This is a genomic window from Leisingera sp. JC1, from assembly GCF_001679925.1.
Lineage (GTDB): Bacteria > Pseudomonadota > Alphaproteobacteria > Rhodobacterales > Rhodobacteraceae > Leisingera.
Map to the genome: position 1 here is coordinate 227,634 of NZ_LYUZ01000081.1, position 16,596 is coordinate 244,229.

14 protein-coding genes are annotated in these 16,596 nt (G+C 62.7%); 6 read left to right on the forward strand and 8 right to left on the reverse strand.

Translation table 11 applies throughout. From position 1 onward, the window contains the following. Genes pgi through zwf form a run of 3 tightly spaced genes read right to left on the reverse strand, consistent with a single transcriptional unit; the run spans position 1 to position 3,769 of the window. On the reverse strand, positions 1-1,608 hold the full coding sequence (gene pgi, locus A9D60_RS09150) for a glucose-6-phosphate isomerase (RefSeq protein ID WP_065267280.1): 1,608 nt from the start codon (positions 1,606-1,608) through the stop codon (positions 1-3). A 17-nt stretch (positions 1,609-1,625) separates the two neighbouring features. Further along, positions 1,626-2,297 carry a 6-phosphogluconolactonase gene (gene pgl, locus A9D60_RS09155; RefSeq protein ID WP_065267281.1) on the reverse strand — a complete coding sequence of 224 codons (672 nt, stop codon included), beginning with the start codon at positions 2,295-2,297 and terminating at the stop codon, positions 1,626-1,628. After that, positions 2,294-3,769: a glucose-6-phosphate dehydrogenase gene (gene zwf / locus A9D60_RS09160; RefSeq protein ID WP_065267282.1), complete on the reverse strand. Its 1,476-nt coding sequence runs from the start codon at positions 3,767-3,769 to the stop codon at positions 2,294-2,296. Before zwf ends, pgl begins: the two co-directional genes overlap by 4 nt. 139 nt (positions 3,770-3,908) lie before the next feature. Here zwf and A9D60_RS09165 point away from each other — a divergent pair, with 139 nt between their 5' ends. Both A9D60_RS09165 and A9D60_RS09170 read left to right on the forward strand, forming a co-directional pair. Then, positions 3,909-4,862 (forward strand): radical SAM protein, encoded by a 954-nt coding sequence (locus tag A9D60_RS09165; protein ID WP_065267283.1) that lies wholly within the window; start codon positions 3,909-3,911, stop codon positions 4,860-4,862. Between the two features lie 135 nt (positions 4,863-4,997). After that, positions 4,998-6,488, forward strand: coding sequence for a caspase family protein (locus tag A9D60_RS09170; protein ID WP_065267284.1), 1,491 nt, complete (start codon positions 4,998-5,000; stop codon positions 6,486-6,488). 6 nt (positions 6,489-6,494) lie between these two features. On the opposite strand, the gene A9D60_RS09175 is transcribed toward A9D60_RS09170, so the two are convergent. Next, the gene (locus A9D60_RS09175) at positions 6,495-6,764 is read right to left on the reverse strand and encodes an usg protein (RefSeq protein WP_065267285.1); all 270 of its coding nucleotides are present in this window, start codon (positions 6,762-6,764) and stop codon (positions 6,495-6,497) included. A 224-nt stretch (positions 6,765-6,988) separates the two neighbouring features. Between A9D60_RS09175 and gyrA the strand changes: the two genes are divergently transcribed. Together gyrA and A9D60_RS09185 are read left to right on the forward strand one after the other, a co-directional pair. Beyond that, positions 6,989-9,697, forward strand: a complete 2,709-nt coding sequence (gyrA, locus tag A9D60_RS09180; RefSeq protein ID WP_254656658.1) for a DNA gyrase subunit A — start codon at positions 6,989-6,991, stop codon at positions 9,695-9,697. 138 nt (positions 9,698-9,835) lie between these two features. Further along, positions 9,836-10,186: a DUF6614 family protein gene (locus A9D60_RS09185; RefSeq protein ID WP_065267287.1), complete on the forward strand. Its 351-nt coding sequence runs from the start codon at positions 9,836-9,838 to the stop codon at positions 10,184-10,186. 195 nt (positions 10,187-10,381) lie between these two features. Here the strand turns inward: A9D60_RS09185 and A9D60_RS09190 are convergent, their stop codons facing one another. The 3 genes from A9D60_RS09190 to A9D60_RS09200 are packed head-to-tail and all read right to left on the reverse strand — an operon-like array spanning position 10,382 to position 13,813. Continuing rightward, positions 10,382-11,851 carry a carboxypeptidase M32 gene (locus A9D60_RS09190; RefSeq protein ID WP_065267288.1) on the reverse strand — a complete coding sequence of 490 codons (1,470 nt, stop codon included), beginning with the start codon at positions 11,849-11,851 and terminating at the stop codon, positions 10,382-10,384. Between the two features lie 3 nt (positions 11,852-11,854). Continuing rightward, positions 11,855-13,000, reverse strand: coding sequence for a heme A synthase (gene ctaA / locus A9D60_RS09195; RefSeq protein WP_065267289.1), 1,146 nt, complete (start codon positions 12,998-13,000; stop codon positions 11,855-11,857). Between the two features lie 60 nt (positions 13,001-13,060). Beyond that, on the reverse strand, positions 13,061-13,813 hold the full coding sequence (locus A9D60_RS09200; protein ID WP_065267290.1) for an RNA methyltransferase: 753 nt from the start codon (positions 13,811-13,813) through the stop codon (positions 13,061-13,063). A 166-nt stretch (positions 13,814-13,979) separates the two neighbouring features. Between A9D60_RS09200 and A9D60_RS09205 the strand changes: the two genes are divergently transcribed. After that, the gene (locus A9D60_RS09205; RefSeq protein WP_065267291.1) at positions 13,980-14,612 is read left to right on the forward strand and encodes a thiamine phosphate synthase; all 633 of its coding nucleotides are present in this window, start codon (positions 13,980-13,982) and stop codon (positions 14,610-14,612) included. A gap of 12 nt (positions 14,613-14,624) precedes the next feature. Here A9D60_RS09205 and A9D60_RS09210 read toward each other — a convergent pair whose 3' ends face one another. Next, entirely contained in the window at positions 14,625-15,776 is a 1,152-nt protein-coding gene (locus tag A9D60_RS09210) for a HupE/UreJ family protein (protein WP_065267292.1), read from the reverse strand. On the opposite strand from A9D60_RS09210, the gene A9D60_RS09215 reads away from it, so the two are divergent. Further along, a complete protein-coding gene (locus tag A9D60_RS09215) occupies positions 15,775-16,584 on the forward strand; it encodes a DUF4198 domain-containing protein (RefSeq protein ID WP_065267293.1) in 810 nt (269 codons plus the stop codon). The genes A9D60_RS09210 and A9D60_RS09215 overlap by 2 nt on opposite strands. Positions 16,585-16,596 lie beyond the last annotated feature (12 nt).

A 16,596-nucleotide genomic window follows, 5' to 3' on the forward strand; every position in this document is an offset into this window, starting at 1 on the left:
TCAGCCGCCAGCCCCGCGCACGAAATCCAGCAAGGCGCGGGTGGAACCATCCTTGCCCTCTGCGCTTTTCTCACCTGCCAGCAAAGGTGCCAGCGTGTTGGCCAGTTCCTTGCCCAGTTCCACGCCCCATTGGTCAAAGGAGTTAATCCCCAGGATCACGCCCTCAACAAACACCCGGTGTTCATAAAGGGCGATGATCTGCCCCAGCACATGCGGTGTCAGCTTCGGATAAACCAGTGTGGTCGAAGGCCGGTTGCCCGGGAACACACGGTGCCGCGCCTGACGCTCCAGTTCGGCACCCTCAAACCCCTTGGCCCGCATCAGCGCGCAGGCTTCCTCCAGGCTGCGGCCAAGCATCAATGCCTCGGACTGGGCCAGACAGTTTGCCACCAGCAGCTTGTGGTGATGCGCCAGGTCCGGCTCATGTCCCTGGGCAGCCACCAGAAACTCGGCCGGAATGACCGACGTGCCCTGGTGCAGCAGCTGATAGAACGCGTGCTGGCCATTGGTTCCGGGCTCACCCCAGACCACCGGACCCGACGGATACGGCAGCGCCGAGCCATCCATCGCCACTGACTTGCCGTTTGATTCCATTTCCAGCTGCTGCAGGTAGGCCGGCAGCCGCCGCAGCCGCTGGTCATAGGGCAGCACCGCCCGGGTCGGATAGCCGCAGACCTGATTGTGCCAGATGCCGGTCAGCGCCAGCATCACCGGCATGTTCTGCTCCCACGGTGCACTGCGGAAATGGTCATCCATCGCCTTGCCGCCCGCCAGAAAGGCACGGAAATCTTCCGGCCCCACAGCCAGCATCAGGCTCAGCCCGATTGGCCCCCAGACCGAATAGCGCCCGCCAACCCAGTCCTCAAAGCCGAACACATGCTTGTGCGGAATACCAAAAGCCGCCGTTTCCTCCTCGGAGGTCGACAGGGCCAGAAACTGCTGCGCCGGATCGCCGCCGCCTGCCTCGACCCAGCTCCTCGCGGTTGCCGCGTTTGTCATGGTTTCAATGGTGGTGAAGGTCTTGGACGCGACAATCACCAAGGTCGTCTTCGGGTCGAGCCGTTGCAAGATGTCGTGAATATGCGCGCCATCCACGTTGGACACAAAATGGCAGCGCGGCCCGTCGTGATAAGGCGCCAGCGCGAGGGTCGCCATCACCGGCCCGAGATCCGACCCGCCTATGCCGATATTGACCACATCAGTAAAGGCGCCGCCCGGCCCCTGCATTTCAGCTGAGCGGACCCGGCGCGCCAGATCCTCCATCCGCTCCAGCGTCTTGCGCATCGGTCCGCGGATATCCTCGCCATCGACCAGCAACTCCGGCCCGTCCGGGTCGCGCAGGGCAGTGTGCAGAACTGCCCGCTGTTCCGTTTCGTTGATCCGTCCGCCCTCGAACATCGCCTCACGTTTGGCGCCGACATTCCGTTCACCGCACAAAGCCGTCAGAGCGTCCCGGACCTCACCGGTTATCAGGGTTTTGGAGTAATCAAACAGAAGGTCCCCGAACCGGGCGCTGAAAGCGTCTGCGCGGCCCGGATCCTTATCAAACAGACTGATAATGTCTTCGCTGCAAACTTCGGATTGCAGCGTCTTCAAAGCAGTAAACATTTCTACCTTTCCAGTATTCAAGGCGCCCAATGGACTGACGCCTCGGACAGAACAGCTTGAATCGGGGCATCTTCAGGCGGCAGCGACATCGCCTGCTCCAGGGCCTTTCGCTTGGCTTCGCCGAAGATCACCAGATGCTTGGCGATCGCCTCATCCAGCACTCTGGCTGTCAGGCTGATCCGCGCCTCAGGCTGGCTGTCAGGCCGCATCACCGCCAGCGGCGGCGCGTCTGATGCCAGCGCCGCCTCGATGCCGGCCGCGCCGGGAAACAGCGAGGCCGTGTGCATATCCTCACCCATGCCCAGGAGCAGCACAGACAACGGCAACTCCGGCACCACCCGGCTTTCAAGCTCCGCCAGCACGTCCTCGGGTTCCCGCTCCGGCACATGGAACGACAGGAACTGCGCGCTCGCAGCGCGGTTCTGCAGCAGCCGCTTGCGGATCATCGCCGCGTTGGAGCGGGCATGCTCCTGCGGCACCCAGCGTTCGTCCGTCGCCATGACGTGCACCCGGTCCCATTCGATGTCCGCGGCGCAGAGATCGTCAAAGATCAGCCCCGGCGAGGTGCCGCCCGCAACCGCAAAGGACACCGTATCGTGATGCAGCAGATGGGTTTTCAGATCCCCGGCGATTTCGTTTGCGACTTCGATCGCCAGCATGTCCTGATCAGGGTATTCGTTGAATTTCATGGGTTGATCCCCCTCCATTCACGCCCGTCGCGGCGCATCAGCAAATTGGCATCCTCCGGACCGGTGGTACCGCTAACGTAGGGTTTAGGCACATCGCCGCGGGATTTCCAGCCCTCAATTACCGGATCGGTCCAGGCCCAGGCCGCTTCCACCTCATCGCCCCTCATAAACAACGTCTGGTTGCCGCGCACAACATCCATAATCAACCGCTCATAGGCATCCGGCGGATCGCCGCCCTCCGGCCCCAATGCCTCGGCAAAACTCATGTCCAGCGGCACGTCAATCAGCCGCATCCCGCCCTGCCCTGGCTCCTTGATGGTCACGCTGAGCGTTATGCCTTCATTCGGCTGCAGGCGGATCTTCAGGTGGTTGGCGTGACGTCCGGCTTCCGCCCCGAAGATCGAATGCGGCGCATCCTTGAACATCACGTTGATGACGGAGGACCGGTTCACCAGCCGCTTGCCCGTGCGCAGATAAAACGGCGTGCCCGCCCACCGCCAATTGCTGATATGCGCCTTCAGCGCGACATAGCTCTCCGTGGTGCTGCGCGGGTTGCCGACCAGCCCGCGGTAGGACGGATGCGGCGCCTCCGGGTCCAGGCTGGCCTGGTACTGGCCGCGCACGATATGGTGCGGCTCTACCGGCTCCATCGCCCGGATCACCTTCAGCTTCTCATCCCGCACGGCATCAGGGTCGAATTTGGCCGGCGGCTCCATCGCAATCAGGCACAGAAGCTGCATCAGGTGGTTCTGCATCATGTCGCGCATGGCGCCCGCGCGCTCGTAATATTCCTCGCGCCCCTCAACGCCGACAGTTTCCGCCACGGTGATCTGGATGTGATCCACGTACTGGCTGTTCCACAAGGGCTCAAACAGCATGTTGCCGAACCGGACCGCCATCAGATTCTGCACCGTCTCCTTGCCCAGGTAATGGTCGATGCGGTAAATCTGGCCTTCGTCGAAATGGCTCGCCAGCGTCCGGTTCAGCTCTCTGGCTGTCTCCAGATCGTGGCCAAAGGGTTTTTCCACCACGATCCGCGTATCCGCATTGGCCAGCCCGTGCCGGTGCAGGCGCTCTGCCAGCGGCCCGAACAGGCCCGGTCCGACCGAGAAATAGAAAACACGAACCGGCACATCGGCCGCCGGGCGCAGCTGGCGGCTCAGCTCCGGCCAGCCCTCTTCGCCCAGGGCATCCAGCGCCACATAGCTCACCCGTTCCAGAAACGCCTCCAGCGCGCCGCCGCCGCAAGCCTTGGGCCCTGCGTGGGCGCGCAGCGCTTCGGCCACAACGGTCCGGTACTCTTCGCTGCTCAGGCTGGTGCGCGCAGCACCGATGATCCGCTCATCGCCGGACAGCTGGCCGGCGCAATGACGCCGGAACAGCGCCGGCAGGATCTTGCGCTGCGCCAGATCGCCCGTGCCGCCGAAAATCACCAGGTCAAACGGATCGACCGGTATTACACGCGAAACCATGTTGTTCTTCCTGTCTCCGCCGGTGCAGGCGCGGCACACCGCCGCTCACATCCCTGTCATGTGCCTGCCCGGCCGCTTTCATTTCCCGCCCAGTATAAGGTAGCTTCCGGCGAAAGGAACTGCCCCGAAGGACATCCGCATGAAAGACCTGCAAAAATCTGCCGCCAACCTAGGCAAGTTCCAAGACGCCTTTGTGACGGCAGACGGTCAAAAGCGCGCCTCTGTGCCGCTCAGCCATCCGGAAACCCTTTGGTTCAATACCGGCACCCTGTGCAACATCGAATGCAGCAACTGCTACATCCTCAGTTCGCCCACAAATGACGCGCTGGTTTACCTGACCGAGGGTGAAGTGCAGGACTATCTGAACCAGATTGCCGACCGCAACTGGCCGATCCGGGAAATCGGTTTCACCGGCGGTGAGCCGTTCATGAACCCAGAGATGATCGCTATGGCCCGCGCCGCGCTGGAACGGGGTTTCGAGGTGCTGATCCTCACCAACGCCATGCGCCCGATGATGCGCAAGACGGTCAAGGCGGGCCTGATGGCCCTGCTGGAAGACTTCGGGGACAAACTGACTCTGCGCATATCGGTCGACCACCACAGCGCCGATCTGCACGACAAGGAACGCGGCGCAGGCAGCTTTGCCAAGACCTTCGAAGGCATGGAATGGCTGCGCGACAACGGCTTTGCAATGACCGTCGCAGGCCGCACCGTCTGGGGCGAGAGCGAAGCCGAGGCCCGTGCGGGATATGCCGCCCTGTTTGCAAAACACGGCTTTGCCATCGACGCCCAGAACCCGGGCCAGACCGTTCTGTTCCCGGAGATGGACGAGACTGTCGAAGTCCCGGAAATCACAACCGCGTGCTGGGGCATCTTGAACAAGTCGCCCGATAGCGTGATGTGCTCCTCCTCCCGCATGGTGGTCAAGCGAAAGGGCGCGGACAATCCCGCAGTTCTGGCCTGCACCCTGCTGCCCTACGCGCCGGAGTTCGAGATGGGTGCCACATTGGCTGAGGCTGAGCGCCCTGTGCAGCTGAACCACCCCCATTGCGCCAAATTCTGCGTCCTCGGCGGCGCCAGCTGTTCGGCCTGAGCGCTCAAGACGCTTTGACCTGTGCGCGGCAGGATGGCACCATGGGCCATATTGTCTGCCAGGTGTTGTGTCATGCGTTTTCTGATTGCTCTGCTTTTGTGTCTTATCCCTATCGCTGCAGCCGCGCAGAACCGGATGGCTCTGGTTATTGGCAACAACAGCTATTCCGAAGTCCCGGTTCTCGCAAAAGCCCGTGCAGACGCGCAGTCCATCGGCACCAAGCTGAATGAGCTGGGATTCACCGTCACCACAGCGCTGGATCAGGACCGCCGCGGGCTGAACAAGAAAATCTCAGAATTCACCGCCCGGCTGGAACCCGGCGATGCGGCCTTTGTCTTCTTTGCCGGCCATGGCGTGGAAATCGGCGGTGAAAACTACCTGCTGCCCACTGACATCGCCGCACCCAGCGCGGGCGGCAGCGACTTTGTGAAGTCCGAGTCCATCGCCCTGTCGGATCTTCTGGACCGCGTCCGCAAGACCGGCGCCCGCTCTGCCGTGGTGGTGATCGACGCCTGCCGCAACAACCCGTTCGAACTGGTCGAGGGCCGCAGCATCGGCACCACCCGCGGCCTTGGCCGGATTGCAGCTCCTCAAGGCACGTTCGTGATCTTCTCCGCCGGTGCAGGCCAGCTGGCATTGGACCGGCTGAACGAGGACGACACGGCTGAAAACTCCGTCTTCACCCGCGCGCTGCTGCCGCTGTTGTCCGAACCGGGGCTGGAGTTGCGCACGCTGGTTGCGGGCCTCCGGCGCGAGGTGCGCGACCTGGCGCTGACAGTGCAGCACCGCCAGGTGCCCGCCTATTATGATGAAATGCTTGGCGATTTCTATTTCACCCAGGCCGCCCTGCCCGCTGAACCTGCTCCCTTGCCTATAAGCACAATGCAGACGGATTTTGAGGTCGCCCGCTCGATAGGAACCCCGCAGGCCCTCGATACCTTTCTGGAGCGCTACACGGGCCGCGAGGATGAATATACCTACACAGTTGCTTTGCAGCTAAGGCAGGGGCTGGAAACCGAACAGGCGCTGGTGGAGCCACCTGCCCCGCAAACACCCGAAACACCTGACATTCCGGTCATCCCGGACTCCAAGTCGGTGATGCGCGACACACAGGCAGCGCTGAACGAAATCGGCTGCCAGGCCGGCCGGACGGACGGGATTGCCGGCCCGCGCACCCGCAGCGCCTTTGCGGCCTATCTGGCGGCGTCGGACAGCAATCTCGGCGCTGATGATCTGGGCACCGCTCACGCGCTGGAAGAACTGCGCCAAAAGTCGGGGGAAATCTGCAAACCTGCGCCCAGAACTGCCTCCGCACCGGCCCCGGCAAGCTCAGCGGCAGCGGCTCCGCTGGCAGGCGCCTGGAAGTTCAAGGCCACCTGCGCCCTGGTGGTCAAGGTCACTGGAAACGTCCATTACACCCATGCGGGCGGCAACAAATACCATGGGCGGCTCAGCGACTCCCTGGGCCAGAATGCCAACACAGAGGTCTATCTGAACGGCCAGCAGATCAGCGGCACGGATTACTTTCCCGGCATCACCGTCACCTGGCGCGGCCGCCTGGCTGCGGACGGGCGCAGTTTCACCTCCAGCGGCTCCACCGGTTGCGCGGTCTATGCTTGGCGCTGACCCGTTTCAGTGGATCTGGAACTCTCCAACCACATTGCGCCACTCGCCGGGGCCGATCATCTTGCGGTGATTGAACCGCACAGAATGCAGCGGCCCCTCAATCTCGCGCTGCCAGAATTCAATGAACTCGAACAGCCGCGGGTGGTCCGGTGCAAGGTCGTACTGCTGCCAGACAAAGGTGTTCAAAACATGGATATGATCCGGCATGTGATAGGTGAATTCTGCCGTGGTCAGCCCGTATCCCTTGAGCATCAGCTCGGTTTCGCTGGTCTCCATCTCTAGCCTCCAATTCTTACCCCCTCTGTTTGATGCTAGGGTGCAATTGGTTAATTTCCTCAAAAACAGTGCGTTACCGATGCGTGAACGGCTGGTTTCCGGCTTTCGGGGGCTGTGTGCTTGCGCCCCATATACGGTCTCTGATAGGGTGCGAACACAATATATAGACCCAGAAGAAAGAGCGGGCAGCCAACGTGAGCGATACGCCGGAAACTCCTGAAAACATGGACGAAAACCTGCCGGAACGCCCGGCCTATGACGGGCCGACCGTTTCCATCGAAGCCGAGATGCGCAATTCGTATCTCGACTATGCGATGTCGGTCATCGTCAGCCGTGCAATTCCGGACCTGCGGGACGGTCTGAAACCGGTTCACCGCCGCATTCTCTATGCGATGCACGAATCCGGCAACACCCACGACAAGGCCTACCGCAAGTCGGCCCGCCCGGTCGGCGACGTGATGGGTAAATACCACCCGCACGGCGACAGCGCGATCTATGACGCGCTGGTGCGGATGGCGCAGGACTTCTCGATGTCGCTTCCGCTGCTGGACGGCCAGGGCAACTTCGGTTCGATGGACGGCGACAACCCGGCGGCCATGCGTTACACCGAGGTCCGCATGGACAAGCCCGCCGCGGCAATCCTGGCGGATATCGAGAAAGAGACCGTCGATTTCCAGGACAACTACGACGGCAAGGACCGCGAACCGACCGTGCTCCCGGCCCGCTTCCCGAACATGCTGGTCAACGGCGCCGGCGGTATTGCGGTCGGCATGGCCACCAACATCCCGCCGCACAACCTGGGCGAAGTGGTCGACGCAACGCTGGCGCTTATCGAGGATCCGGACCTGACCAGCGAACAGCTGATCGACTACATCCCCGGCCCCGACTTCCCGACCGGCGGCGTGATGCTGGGCCGCTCCGGCGCCCGTAAGGCATACCTCGAGGGCCGCGGCAGCGTGATCATCCGCTCGAAAACCCGCGTCGAGGAGATCCGCAAGGACCGCTATGCCATTGTCGTGGACGAGATTCCCTATCAGGTGAACAAGGCCGCGATGATCGAGAAGATCGCCGAACAGGTCCGCGAAAAGCGGATCGAGGGCGTTGCCCATGTTCAGGACGAATCCGACCGCAACGGCGTGCGGGTGGTGGTCGAGCTGAAACGAGACGCAACGCCCGAGGTGGTGCTGAACCAGCTGTTCCGCTTCACCCCGATGCAGACCTCCTTCGGCTGCAACATGTTGGCGCTGAACGGCGGCCGTCCGGAACAGCTGACCCTGCGCCGGTTCCTGACCTCCTTCATCGACTTCCGCGAGGACGTCGTCGCCCGCCGCACAGCTTACGAACTGCGCAAGGCCCGCGAACGCAGCCATATCCTCTGCGGTCTGGCCGTGGCCGTCTCCAACGTCGATGAAATCGTCGCCACCATCCGCTCCTCTGCGGACGCGGCTGAAGCGCGCGAGAAGCTGATGACCCGCCGCTGGCCGGCCGCCGACATCGCGGATTATATCCGCCTGATCGACGACCCGACCCACACCATGAACGACGACGGGACCTATAACCTTTCGGAGACCCAGGCCCGCGCCATCCTGGAGCTGCGCCTGCAGCGTCTGACCCAGATCGGCGTGAAAGAGGTCACCGACGAGCTGGAAGAACTGGCCCGCAAGATCAAGGAATACCTTGAGATCCTGTCCTCGCGCGAGCGCATCATGGGCATCATCGGCGACGAGCTGCGCGAAGTGCGCGACAATTTCGCCGTGCCGCGCCGCACCGAGATCGTCGACTGGTCCGGCGACATGGAGGACGAGGATCTGATCGAGCGCGAGGACATGGTGGTGACCGTGACCTCCGGCGGCTACATCAAGCGCACGCCGCTGGCCGACTTCCGTGCCCAGAAGCGCGGCGGCAAGGGCCTCAGCGGCATGCAGACCAAGGAAGAGGATGTGGTGACCACGCTGTTTGTGGCCAACACCCACACCCAGCTTCTGTTCTTCACCACCGACGGCATGGTCTACAAGCTCAAGACCTGGCGCCTGCCGCAATCGGGGCGCACCGGCAAGGGCAAAGCGATAGTCAACATCCTGCCGATCCCGACCGGCGTTTCCATCGCTGCCATCATGCCGGTCGATGTGCCGGATGAGGAATGGGAAAACCTGCAGGTGGTATTTGCGACCTCCGGCGGCGACGTGCGCCGCAACCGTCTGTCGGACTTCACCAACGTCCGCCGCAACGGCAAGATCGCGATGAAACTGCCGGAGGACGGTTCCGTAAAACTGGTGAACGTGCGCATCTGCTCTGAAGATGACGACGTGATGCTGTTCACCAATTCGGGCCGCGCCATCCGCTTCCGCTCCACCGATGTGCGCGTGTTCAACTCGCGCGAGTCCACCGGCGTCCGCGGCATCAAGCTGACCGGCGAGGACGATGTCGTCTCGATGTCGGTGATCCGCCACTCCAAATACACACCGGAGCAGCGCACCGCCTACCTCAAGATGCGCCGGGCCATGGCCGGGCTGACGGACGATGCCGATGCCTCGGATGAGGACGCGCCGGAGGATCCGAACTTCTCCACCGAGCTTTATGCAGAGATGTCGGCAGCGGAGAACCTGATCCTGACCATCACCACCGGCGGCTCCGGCAAACTGTCGTCCTCGCACGACTACCCGGTGCGCGGCCGAGGCGGCATGGGTGTCACCGCCATGGACAAGGCGATGCGCGGCGGCGAGATTGTGGCCTCCTTCCCGGTGGAAATGGACGACCAGATCATGCTGGCGACCTCCAAGGGCCAGTCGATCCGGGTTCCGGTGGACGGCATCTCCTTCCGGTCGCGTTCGGCCGGCGGGGTGCGGGTGTTCAACACCGGCAAGGGTGAAGAAGTGGTCTCCGTCGCCTGGATTGCCGAGAACGGCGAAGAGGAGGACGGCGGCGAGGAATAAGAGCCCTTGCGCCCCATCCCGTTGAAAACACTGAACGCCGTCCCGTTGCCGGGGCGGCGTTCGCAGTGTTAACGGCCCCCTAACGGATCTTAGGTATTGTTACGGCAAGTTCTGATTTCTCATGAAGGGAAGACCCAAATGAACTTGTACCACTGCTCCATCGACCTGCATCACGAGGCCAAGGCGCTGAGTTTTGCCAGCGCGGTCGATCAATGGATGGGCTATCTTCAGGAACGCGGTGTGGTCCAGGGCTGGCGGCTGTTGCGCCGCAAACTGGACATGGCCAGCGACACTTGCCGCGACTTTCTCCTGGAAATCGAATTCAAGGACATGACCCAGCTTGATCAGGCCTTCCGGGTTCTGGGCGAACATGACGAGGAAGTGGAGAAACTCTACTCCCACGTCAGGGCTTTGATCGCCACGGCCGACATCGGCCTCTACCGGCCCTTCCCGGATCCGGAACGGGCGGAACGGATGGCGCTGATCTGACGGGCATATGCCTCAGACCAGAGTGGCTCCCAGCACATAACTGGCAAAAATCAGGTAGGCGACGGCTGTATGCATCAGATTACTCACTTACTTCACACCCCCAAGGATTAAGAGAATACTGTTAAAATGCGGCATTTCCGGGGCAGCGGGTTTTCCGCTGCCGTCAGAAGGGCTTAGCCGTGATGCACTGCCGACTCAGAGATCGTAAAGCAGGCTGAACTTCTCTTCGAGATAGGCCAGCAGCGGCGCGTGGCTTGGCTCCATGCCCGACGCGTGCACGATGGTGTCGCGCGGGCTGCGCAGGCCGCCGTGCTGCTGCAGGTTCTCCTTCAGCCACCCGGTCGCGCCTTCTGTGTTGCCCTCGGCCAGTTCTGCATCCAGCCCCGGAACATCCCGGCGCAGCGCCTGATACAGGCAGCCGGCATAGACATTACCCAGCGTGTAGGTCGGGAAATAGCCGAACAGGCCCACCGACCAATGCACATCCTGCAAACAGCCGTTCGACGGTTTGTCCACGGCATAACCGAAGTCCGCCTCGAACCTCTCGTTCCAGGCCGCTTCCAGATCCTTCACCGCCAGATCGCCGCTCATCAGCGCGCGCTCCAGGCCGAACCGCATCATGATATGGAGGTTGTATTGCAGCTCATCCGCTTCTGTCCGGATATAGCCCTTATGCACCGCATTCACGGCAGCATAGAAAGCATCCGCATCAGCAACACCGAAATCGCCAAAGGCGTCTTTCATCTCCTCAAACAGCCAGCCGGTAAAGGCGCGGCTGCGGCCGATCTGGTTCTCATAGATCCGGCTCTGGCTTTCATGCACCCCCATCGAAACACCGCTGCCCAGCGGCGTCAGCAGGTAATCGCGGCTGATATTCTGCTCATAGGCGGCGTGGCCGACCTCGTGAATGGTGGAATAGAAGCAGTTGAACGGGTCAGCCTCGCTGGTCCGCGTGGTGATCCGCACATCCAGGCCAGCACCGGAGCAGAAGGGGTGCACCGCCTTGTCGACACGGCCATGGGCCATGTCATAACCGAACTGCTTGGCCAGCTTGCGGGTCAGCTTCATCTGCGCGGCTTCGTCAAAAGTGCCGGTCAGCCCCTTCGGCGCAGGCTTCTCCAGCACCTTGGCGCGCAGCTCCACCAGTCCGGGGCGCATGGCATCAAAGATACCGGCGATCTCCGCACCGGTCATACCATGCTCATAGTCCTCGACCATGGCGTCATAGACGTCACCGCCCGCGGCCAGCGCCAGGCCTTCCTCGCGTTTCAGAGCGACAACTTCCTCCAGCACCGGCACAAAAACCGCCACATCCTCGTCCGCCCGCGCCGCGGCCCATTGGCCCTGCGCCACGGAAGTGACCTGGGCGATCTTCTTGGCAAGATCTGCGGGCACCTTGACGGTGCGCTCATAGCTGCGGCGGATTTCGCGCAGCTGGGATTCACCCGCCTCATTCGGGGCAACCGCCTGCTCCAGCCACTCTGCGACCCGCGGGTCGCTGCGGCGGGCGTGCAGCACTGCCTCCATCGCGGCCATTTCCTCGCCCCGCTGCGGCGCCGCCCCGCGCGGCATCATGGTTTCCTGATCCCAGCCCAGACGGCCTGCAATCTGCCCCAGCGCCTGGGTTTCGCGCTGGAAGGCCATCAATTCGTCAAATGCGCTCATAATTCAATGATCCTTGATCGAGGTTGCAATGGGATAGGCAGACAGGAAGCGGGCGCGCAGGATCAGCACCCAGACGCCAATTGCCACCAGCTGATGGGTGATCGCCGCATGCAGCGGCGCCGCGTAAACCACGGTGATGATCCCCAGCAGCACCTGCACAGACAGCGCCGCGAAAACGGCGTTAAAGGCAAAGCGGGTGCGCCCATGGGCAGAGCTGCGCCCGCGCAGCCAGGCCACCACGGCAAAGGCAAACAGCAGGTAGCCCGCCACCCGGTGGATGAACTGCACCAGCCCCGGGTTTTCAAAGAAGTTCTTCCAGACCGGCTCAATCATGAAGGGATTGGGCGGGATCACCTGCCCGCCCATCAGCGGCCAGTCGGTGTAGGAGCGGCCCGCATCAATGCCCGCCACCAGCGCGCCCAGCAGGATCTGCAAAAAGGCGAAATGCATCAGGCCGGTGGACAGGCTGAACAGCTTCGCCTCCTTGGCGCGGCGCGCCTGCATCAGCTCGCGTTCCTCGCGGCCCAGCATCAGCACATACCAGGCGATGAAGCCGAGGATCACAAATGCCAGCCCCAGATGGGTGGCCAGCCGGTAAGAGGCAACGGCGGTCATCCCTTCGCCCTGGGTCACGCCAGAGGCCACCATCCACCAGCCGATGGCACCCTGCACGCCGCCGAGGATGCCGGGCAGCGCCAAACGGCCCGCCCAGCCGGCCGGGATCTTGCGCGAGGCCAGAAAGCCCAGGAACCCAAGCGCCCAGACCACGCCGATGAACCGGCCCAGCTGGCGGTGGCCCCATTCCCACCAGTAGATCGATTTGAAATCAGACAGTTCCATCCATTGGTTCTGGATGCGCCACTGGTCAATTTCCTTGTATTTGTCGAACTCGGCCTGCCATTCGGCCTCCGACATCGGCGGGATCGCCCCGGTCACGGGCCGCCATTCTGTGATCGACAGGCCGCTGTCGGTCAGGCGTGTCAGCCCGCCCACAACGATCATCGCAACCACCAGCGCAAACAGCACCATCAGCCAGGCGCGGATCGCCTTGCGGGCACCGCCGCGGCCGCGGTCGATCAGACCCGGCTGCACCGCGGGGGCGTCTTTCTTCTCGCCCTCAACCTCTTCGAAAATGCTGCGCTTGCACATGCTTGCCTCTTTGTCTGTGGTGCCAAGCTAGGGGCGGGTAATCTAAAGGTCCAGAGCGGCTTACTCGCCGCCGCGTTCTTTCCAGCGGACCATCTGGCGCATAATGCCGTGCAGCATCTGCACGTCCGAACGCGTCATCCGCATCCGGCTCCACAGATTGCGCAGGTTGGTCTTCATGCCCTCGGCCTTTTCTGGCGGGAAGAAGAAGCCGGCCTCATCCAGGCGGTCCTCGTAGTGCTCCACCAGTTTCTCGACCTCGACACCGGTGGCCCATTCGCCCTTGCGACCGAGATCAGTGGTTTCATGCAGCACTTCGCCGGATTGGCGCATCCATTCATAGCCCGTGAGCAGCACGCACTGGCCCAGGTTCAACGAGGCATAGAGCGGGTTCACCGGCACCGAGATGATGGCGTTGGCCTTGGCGATATCCTCATTCTCAAGGCCCGCCCTTTCCGGTCCGAACATCACCGCGACCTTTTCCCCCGCCGCGATCTTCTCTGCCGCGATCTGCATTGCGCGTTCGGGGCTGTAGACCGGCTTGGTCAGCCCGCGCTGGCGGGCAGTGGTGGCAAACACATAAGTGCAGTCGCCCAGCGCCTCCGGCACGTCGGCGCACAGCTGCGCCTCATCCAGCAGGCGGCCCGCGCCCGAGGACATTGCCACCGCCTTGGGGTTGGGCCAGCCGTCGCGCGGCGCCACGATGCGCATCCGGTCGAGACCGAAGTTCCACATTGCCCGCGCCGCGGCACCGATATTCTCGCCCATCTGCGGGCGGACAAGGACAAAGGCAGGCTGGGGCGTATCGGTGGGCATCGTGTTCTCCGGTAAAATCGGCACTGCTGTACTGCCCGCGCGGCGGCGGGGCAAGGTCCAGCGCAGGTTCGGGCTGCATTTACCGGGGCTTCACCGCCGCAAATCCTTGCGTCCTGCCGGAAATCGGCTAAACACCGTCAAACCGCCTGAATAATGGAGCACCGCCATGGGAAGCCCCTCTGACGCACCGGAGCAGCCGCAGATCTATTTGATCACCCCGCCGAGTTTCGAGCTGGGCAAATTCCCCGCTCAGCTGGCACGGGTGCTGGATGAGGTGGACGTGGCCTGTGTGCGCCTGGACATGGCGAGCCGCGATCAGGACACCCTGAGCCGCGCAGGCGATGCGCTGCGCGAGGTGACCATGGCGCGCGACGTGGCGCTGGTGATCTCTGACCATCAGATCCTGGCGGAGCGTCTGGGCCTGGACGGCGTGCATCTGACCGATGCGTCGAAATCCATCCGCACCGCGCGCAAGGCGCTGGGGCCGGATGCGATTGTCGGCTGTTTCTGCGGTGCCTCGCAGCATGACGGCATGGTGGCAGGCGAGGCAGGCGCGGATTACGTGAGCTTTGGCCCCGTGGGCACCTCCGGCCTGGGGGATGGCGCGCAAGCGGAGGCGGACCTGTTCCAGTGGTGGTCGCAGATGATCGAGGTTCCGGTTGTTGCCGAAGGTGGCCTTACTGAGGATCTGGTGCGCGGCATCGCGCCCTTCACCGACTTCTTTGGCATCGGTGATGAGATCTGGCACGCGGAAGACCCGCTGGCCGCGCTCAAGGTGCTGATGCGGGCGATGGGCTGAGGCGTTGAACGCTCACAGGAAGACCCGCTCCACAAACCAGTAGCCGCCAATCATCGCGATAGTGACCGAAGCCGGGATCGCCACCCGGCCGCGGTATTTCGGATGCCGCCCGAACCACAGGCGCACGCCGAGGTAGGCGGCGGCAATCACCGCCAGCTGACCCAGCTCCACACCGACGTTGAAACCGATCAGCGCTGGCAGGAACTGATTTGCAGGCAGGCCGAACTCCCCCAGTACAGAGGCAAAACCCAGCCCGTGCAAGAGCCCGAAGCCGAAGATCACAAAGCTGCGCCAGGTATGCAGCTTGCGGGCAAAGATGTTTTCCACCGCGACAAAGACAATCGACAGCGCAATCAGCGGCTCGACAATGGCGGGGTTCACATTGACCATGCCCAGCGCGCCCAGCGCCAGCGTGATGGTATGGGCCACGGTGAACAGGCTCACCTGCAGCAGCAGCGGCTTCACCCGCGGGCTGAGGAAAAACAGCCCCAGCACAAACAGGATATGATCCAGCCCCTTGGGCAGGATATGGGTAAAGCCGACGGGGAGGTATTCCACAAAGGCTTCGACCGGGGTCTTGGCAGCGCCGCCGCCCAATGGGATCGGCGGTGAGGTCTCCCCGCCCTGCAGGTAACCCGTATAAGGCTCCTCTACCCCGTTCTGCCGCAGCACCACGCCGCCGGACCCTTTGGGCCAGGTGATGCGCAGGCTGCCTGTTCCCGGCGGTATGTCTCCGGCCAGTTCAAGGTAAGACGCCCGCGGCAGGCTGGCGTCGCCGACCTCGGGGATGGTGATCCTTGTAACAGCCAGATCAACGGGGGCCGCTGCCTGGATGGAGACCGTCTCCAGCCACTCCTCCGCAAAGAGCTTGACCATTGGGGTCAGTTCTTCAGGCGTCAGCGCCCGCAGTTCGTCATAATCAGCAGCTTGGGCGGTCTGGTTGGTATCCGAGAGCCCATCGAGGTTGATGCCCGCAACAAAGGCCTCCACGTTCAAACGCAGCTCCAGCGTGATCTGCCCGTCCTTGACGGTGAAATCGGCAATCGCCGGTGTGACCTCATGCGCTCGGGTGGAAGCGGGAGCTATTGCAACCACACAGAACAGCAGCGCAAATAGGCTTTGAAGCCATGCTAAGCCGCGCCTGACAGCCAAGGACATTTCCATGCAATACCGCCTGTTCTGCTCAATTCTCTGTGCCGGGCTGATCCTTGAGGCCGCGCCGGTGTTATCCCACGAGTTTTGGATTGAGCCGGAGAAATATCAAGTGAATTCCGGGGAAACGGTGGTGGCTAAGCTGCGCAACGGTCAGGAGTTCTACGGGGCGGAGCAGCCTTACCTGGATCACCGCATCGCCCGGTTCGAAGTTTTGCAAGGCGGTACCACCCTGCCCTACATTGGCCGCATGGGGGATATGCCAGCCTTCAGCGGTGATCCGATGCCAGACGGGCTTGCCGTGCTGATCCACCAGACCCGGCCGCAGACCATCACCTATGACAGCTGGGAGGAGTTTCAGGCCTTCGTTGATCACAAGGCCTTTGGCGACATCCAGACGCAGCACCGGACGCGCGGACTGGCGGATTCGGGCTTTGTTGAACAGTACACCCGCTATGCCAAGGCCCTGGTGGCAATTGGCGATGGGACTGGCTTGGATCAGGCCGCCGGGCTGGAGACGGAGATTGTAGCCCTCGCTAATCCCTATACGGATGACATGACGGGCGGGCTTCCTATCCGTGTTCTCTATCAGGGCAATCCCCGGCCCAATGCGCAGGTCGAGGTTTTTGCTAAGGCGCCGGATGGCTCCGTCACTATCACCACCCGGCTGACGGACTCGCAGGGTAAGGCCATTGTTCCCCTAGCCCCCGGTCATATCTACCTTCTGGATGCCGTGGTTCTGCGCCCTGCCCCGGATGGTGCGGATTACGTTTGGGAAAGCCTGTGGGCTGCGCTGACATTCGCGGTGCCTGCCCGGTGATGCCGCTTGCAG

Coding starts and splice junctions, on each gene's coding strand:
- pgi (WP_065267280.1), bottom strand. CDS start 1,608: ATGTTTACTGCTTTGAAGACGCTGCAATCCGAAGTTTGCAGCGAAGAC.
- pgl (WP_065267281.1), bottom strand. CDS start 2,297: ATGAAATTCAACGAATACCCTGATCAGGACATGCTGGCGATCGAAGTC.
- zwf (WP_065267282.1), bottom strand. CDS start 3,769: ATGGTTTCGCGTGTAATACCGGTCGATCCGTTTGACCTGGTGATTTTC.
- A9D60_RS09165 (WP_065267283.1), top strand. CDS start 3,909: ATGAAAGACCTGCAAAAATCTGCCGCCAACCTAGGCAAGTTCCAAGAC.
- A9D60_RS09170 (WP_065267284.1), top strand. CDS start 4,998: ATGGCTCTGGTTATTGGCAACAACAGCTATTCCGAAGTCCCGGTTCTC.
- A9D60_RS09175 (WP_065267285.1), bottom strand. CDS start 6,764: ATGGAGACCAGCGAAACCGAGCTGATGCTCAAGGGATACGGGCTGACC.
- gyrA (WP_254656658.1), top strand. CDS start 6,989: ATGGACGAAAACCTGCCGGAACGCCCGGCCTATGACGGGCCGACCGTT.
- A9D60_RS09185 (WP_065267287.1), top strand. CDS start 9,836: ATGAACTTGTACCACTGCTCCATCGACCTGCATCACGAGGCCAAGGCG.
- A9D60_RS09190 (WP_065267288.1), bottom strand. CDS start 11,851: ATGAGCGCATTTGACGAATTGATGGCCTTCCAGCGCGAAACCCAGGCG.
- ctaA (WP_065267289.1), bottom strand. CDS start 13,000: ATGTGCAAGCGCAGCATTTTCGAAGAGGTTGAGGGCGAGAAGAAAGAC.
- A9D60_RS09200 (WP_065267290.1), bottom strand. CDS start 13,813: ATGCCCACCGATACGCCCCAGCCTGCCTTTGTCCTTGTCCGCCCGCAG.
- A9D60_RS09205 (WP_065267291.1), top strand. CDS start 13,980: ATGGGAAGCCCCTCTGACGCACCGGAGCAGCCGCAGATCTATTTGATC.
- A9D60_RS09215 (WP_065267293.1), top strand. CDS start 15,775: ATGCAATACCGCCTGTTCTGCTCAATTCTCTGTGCCGGGCTGATCCTT.
- A9D60_RS09210 (WP_065267292.1), bottom strand. CDS start 15,776: ATGGAAATGTCCTTGGCTGTCAGGCGCGGCTTAGCATGGCTTCAAAGC.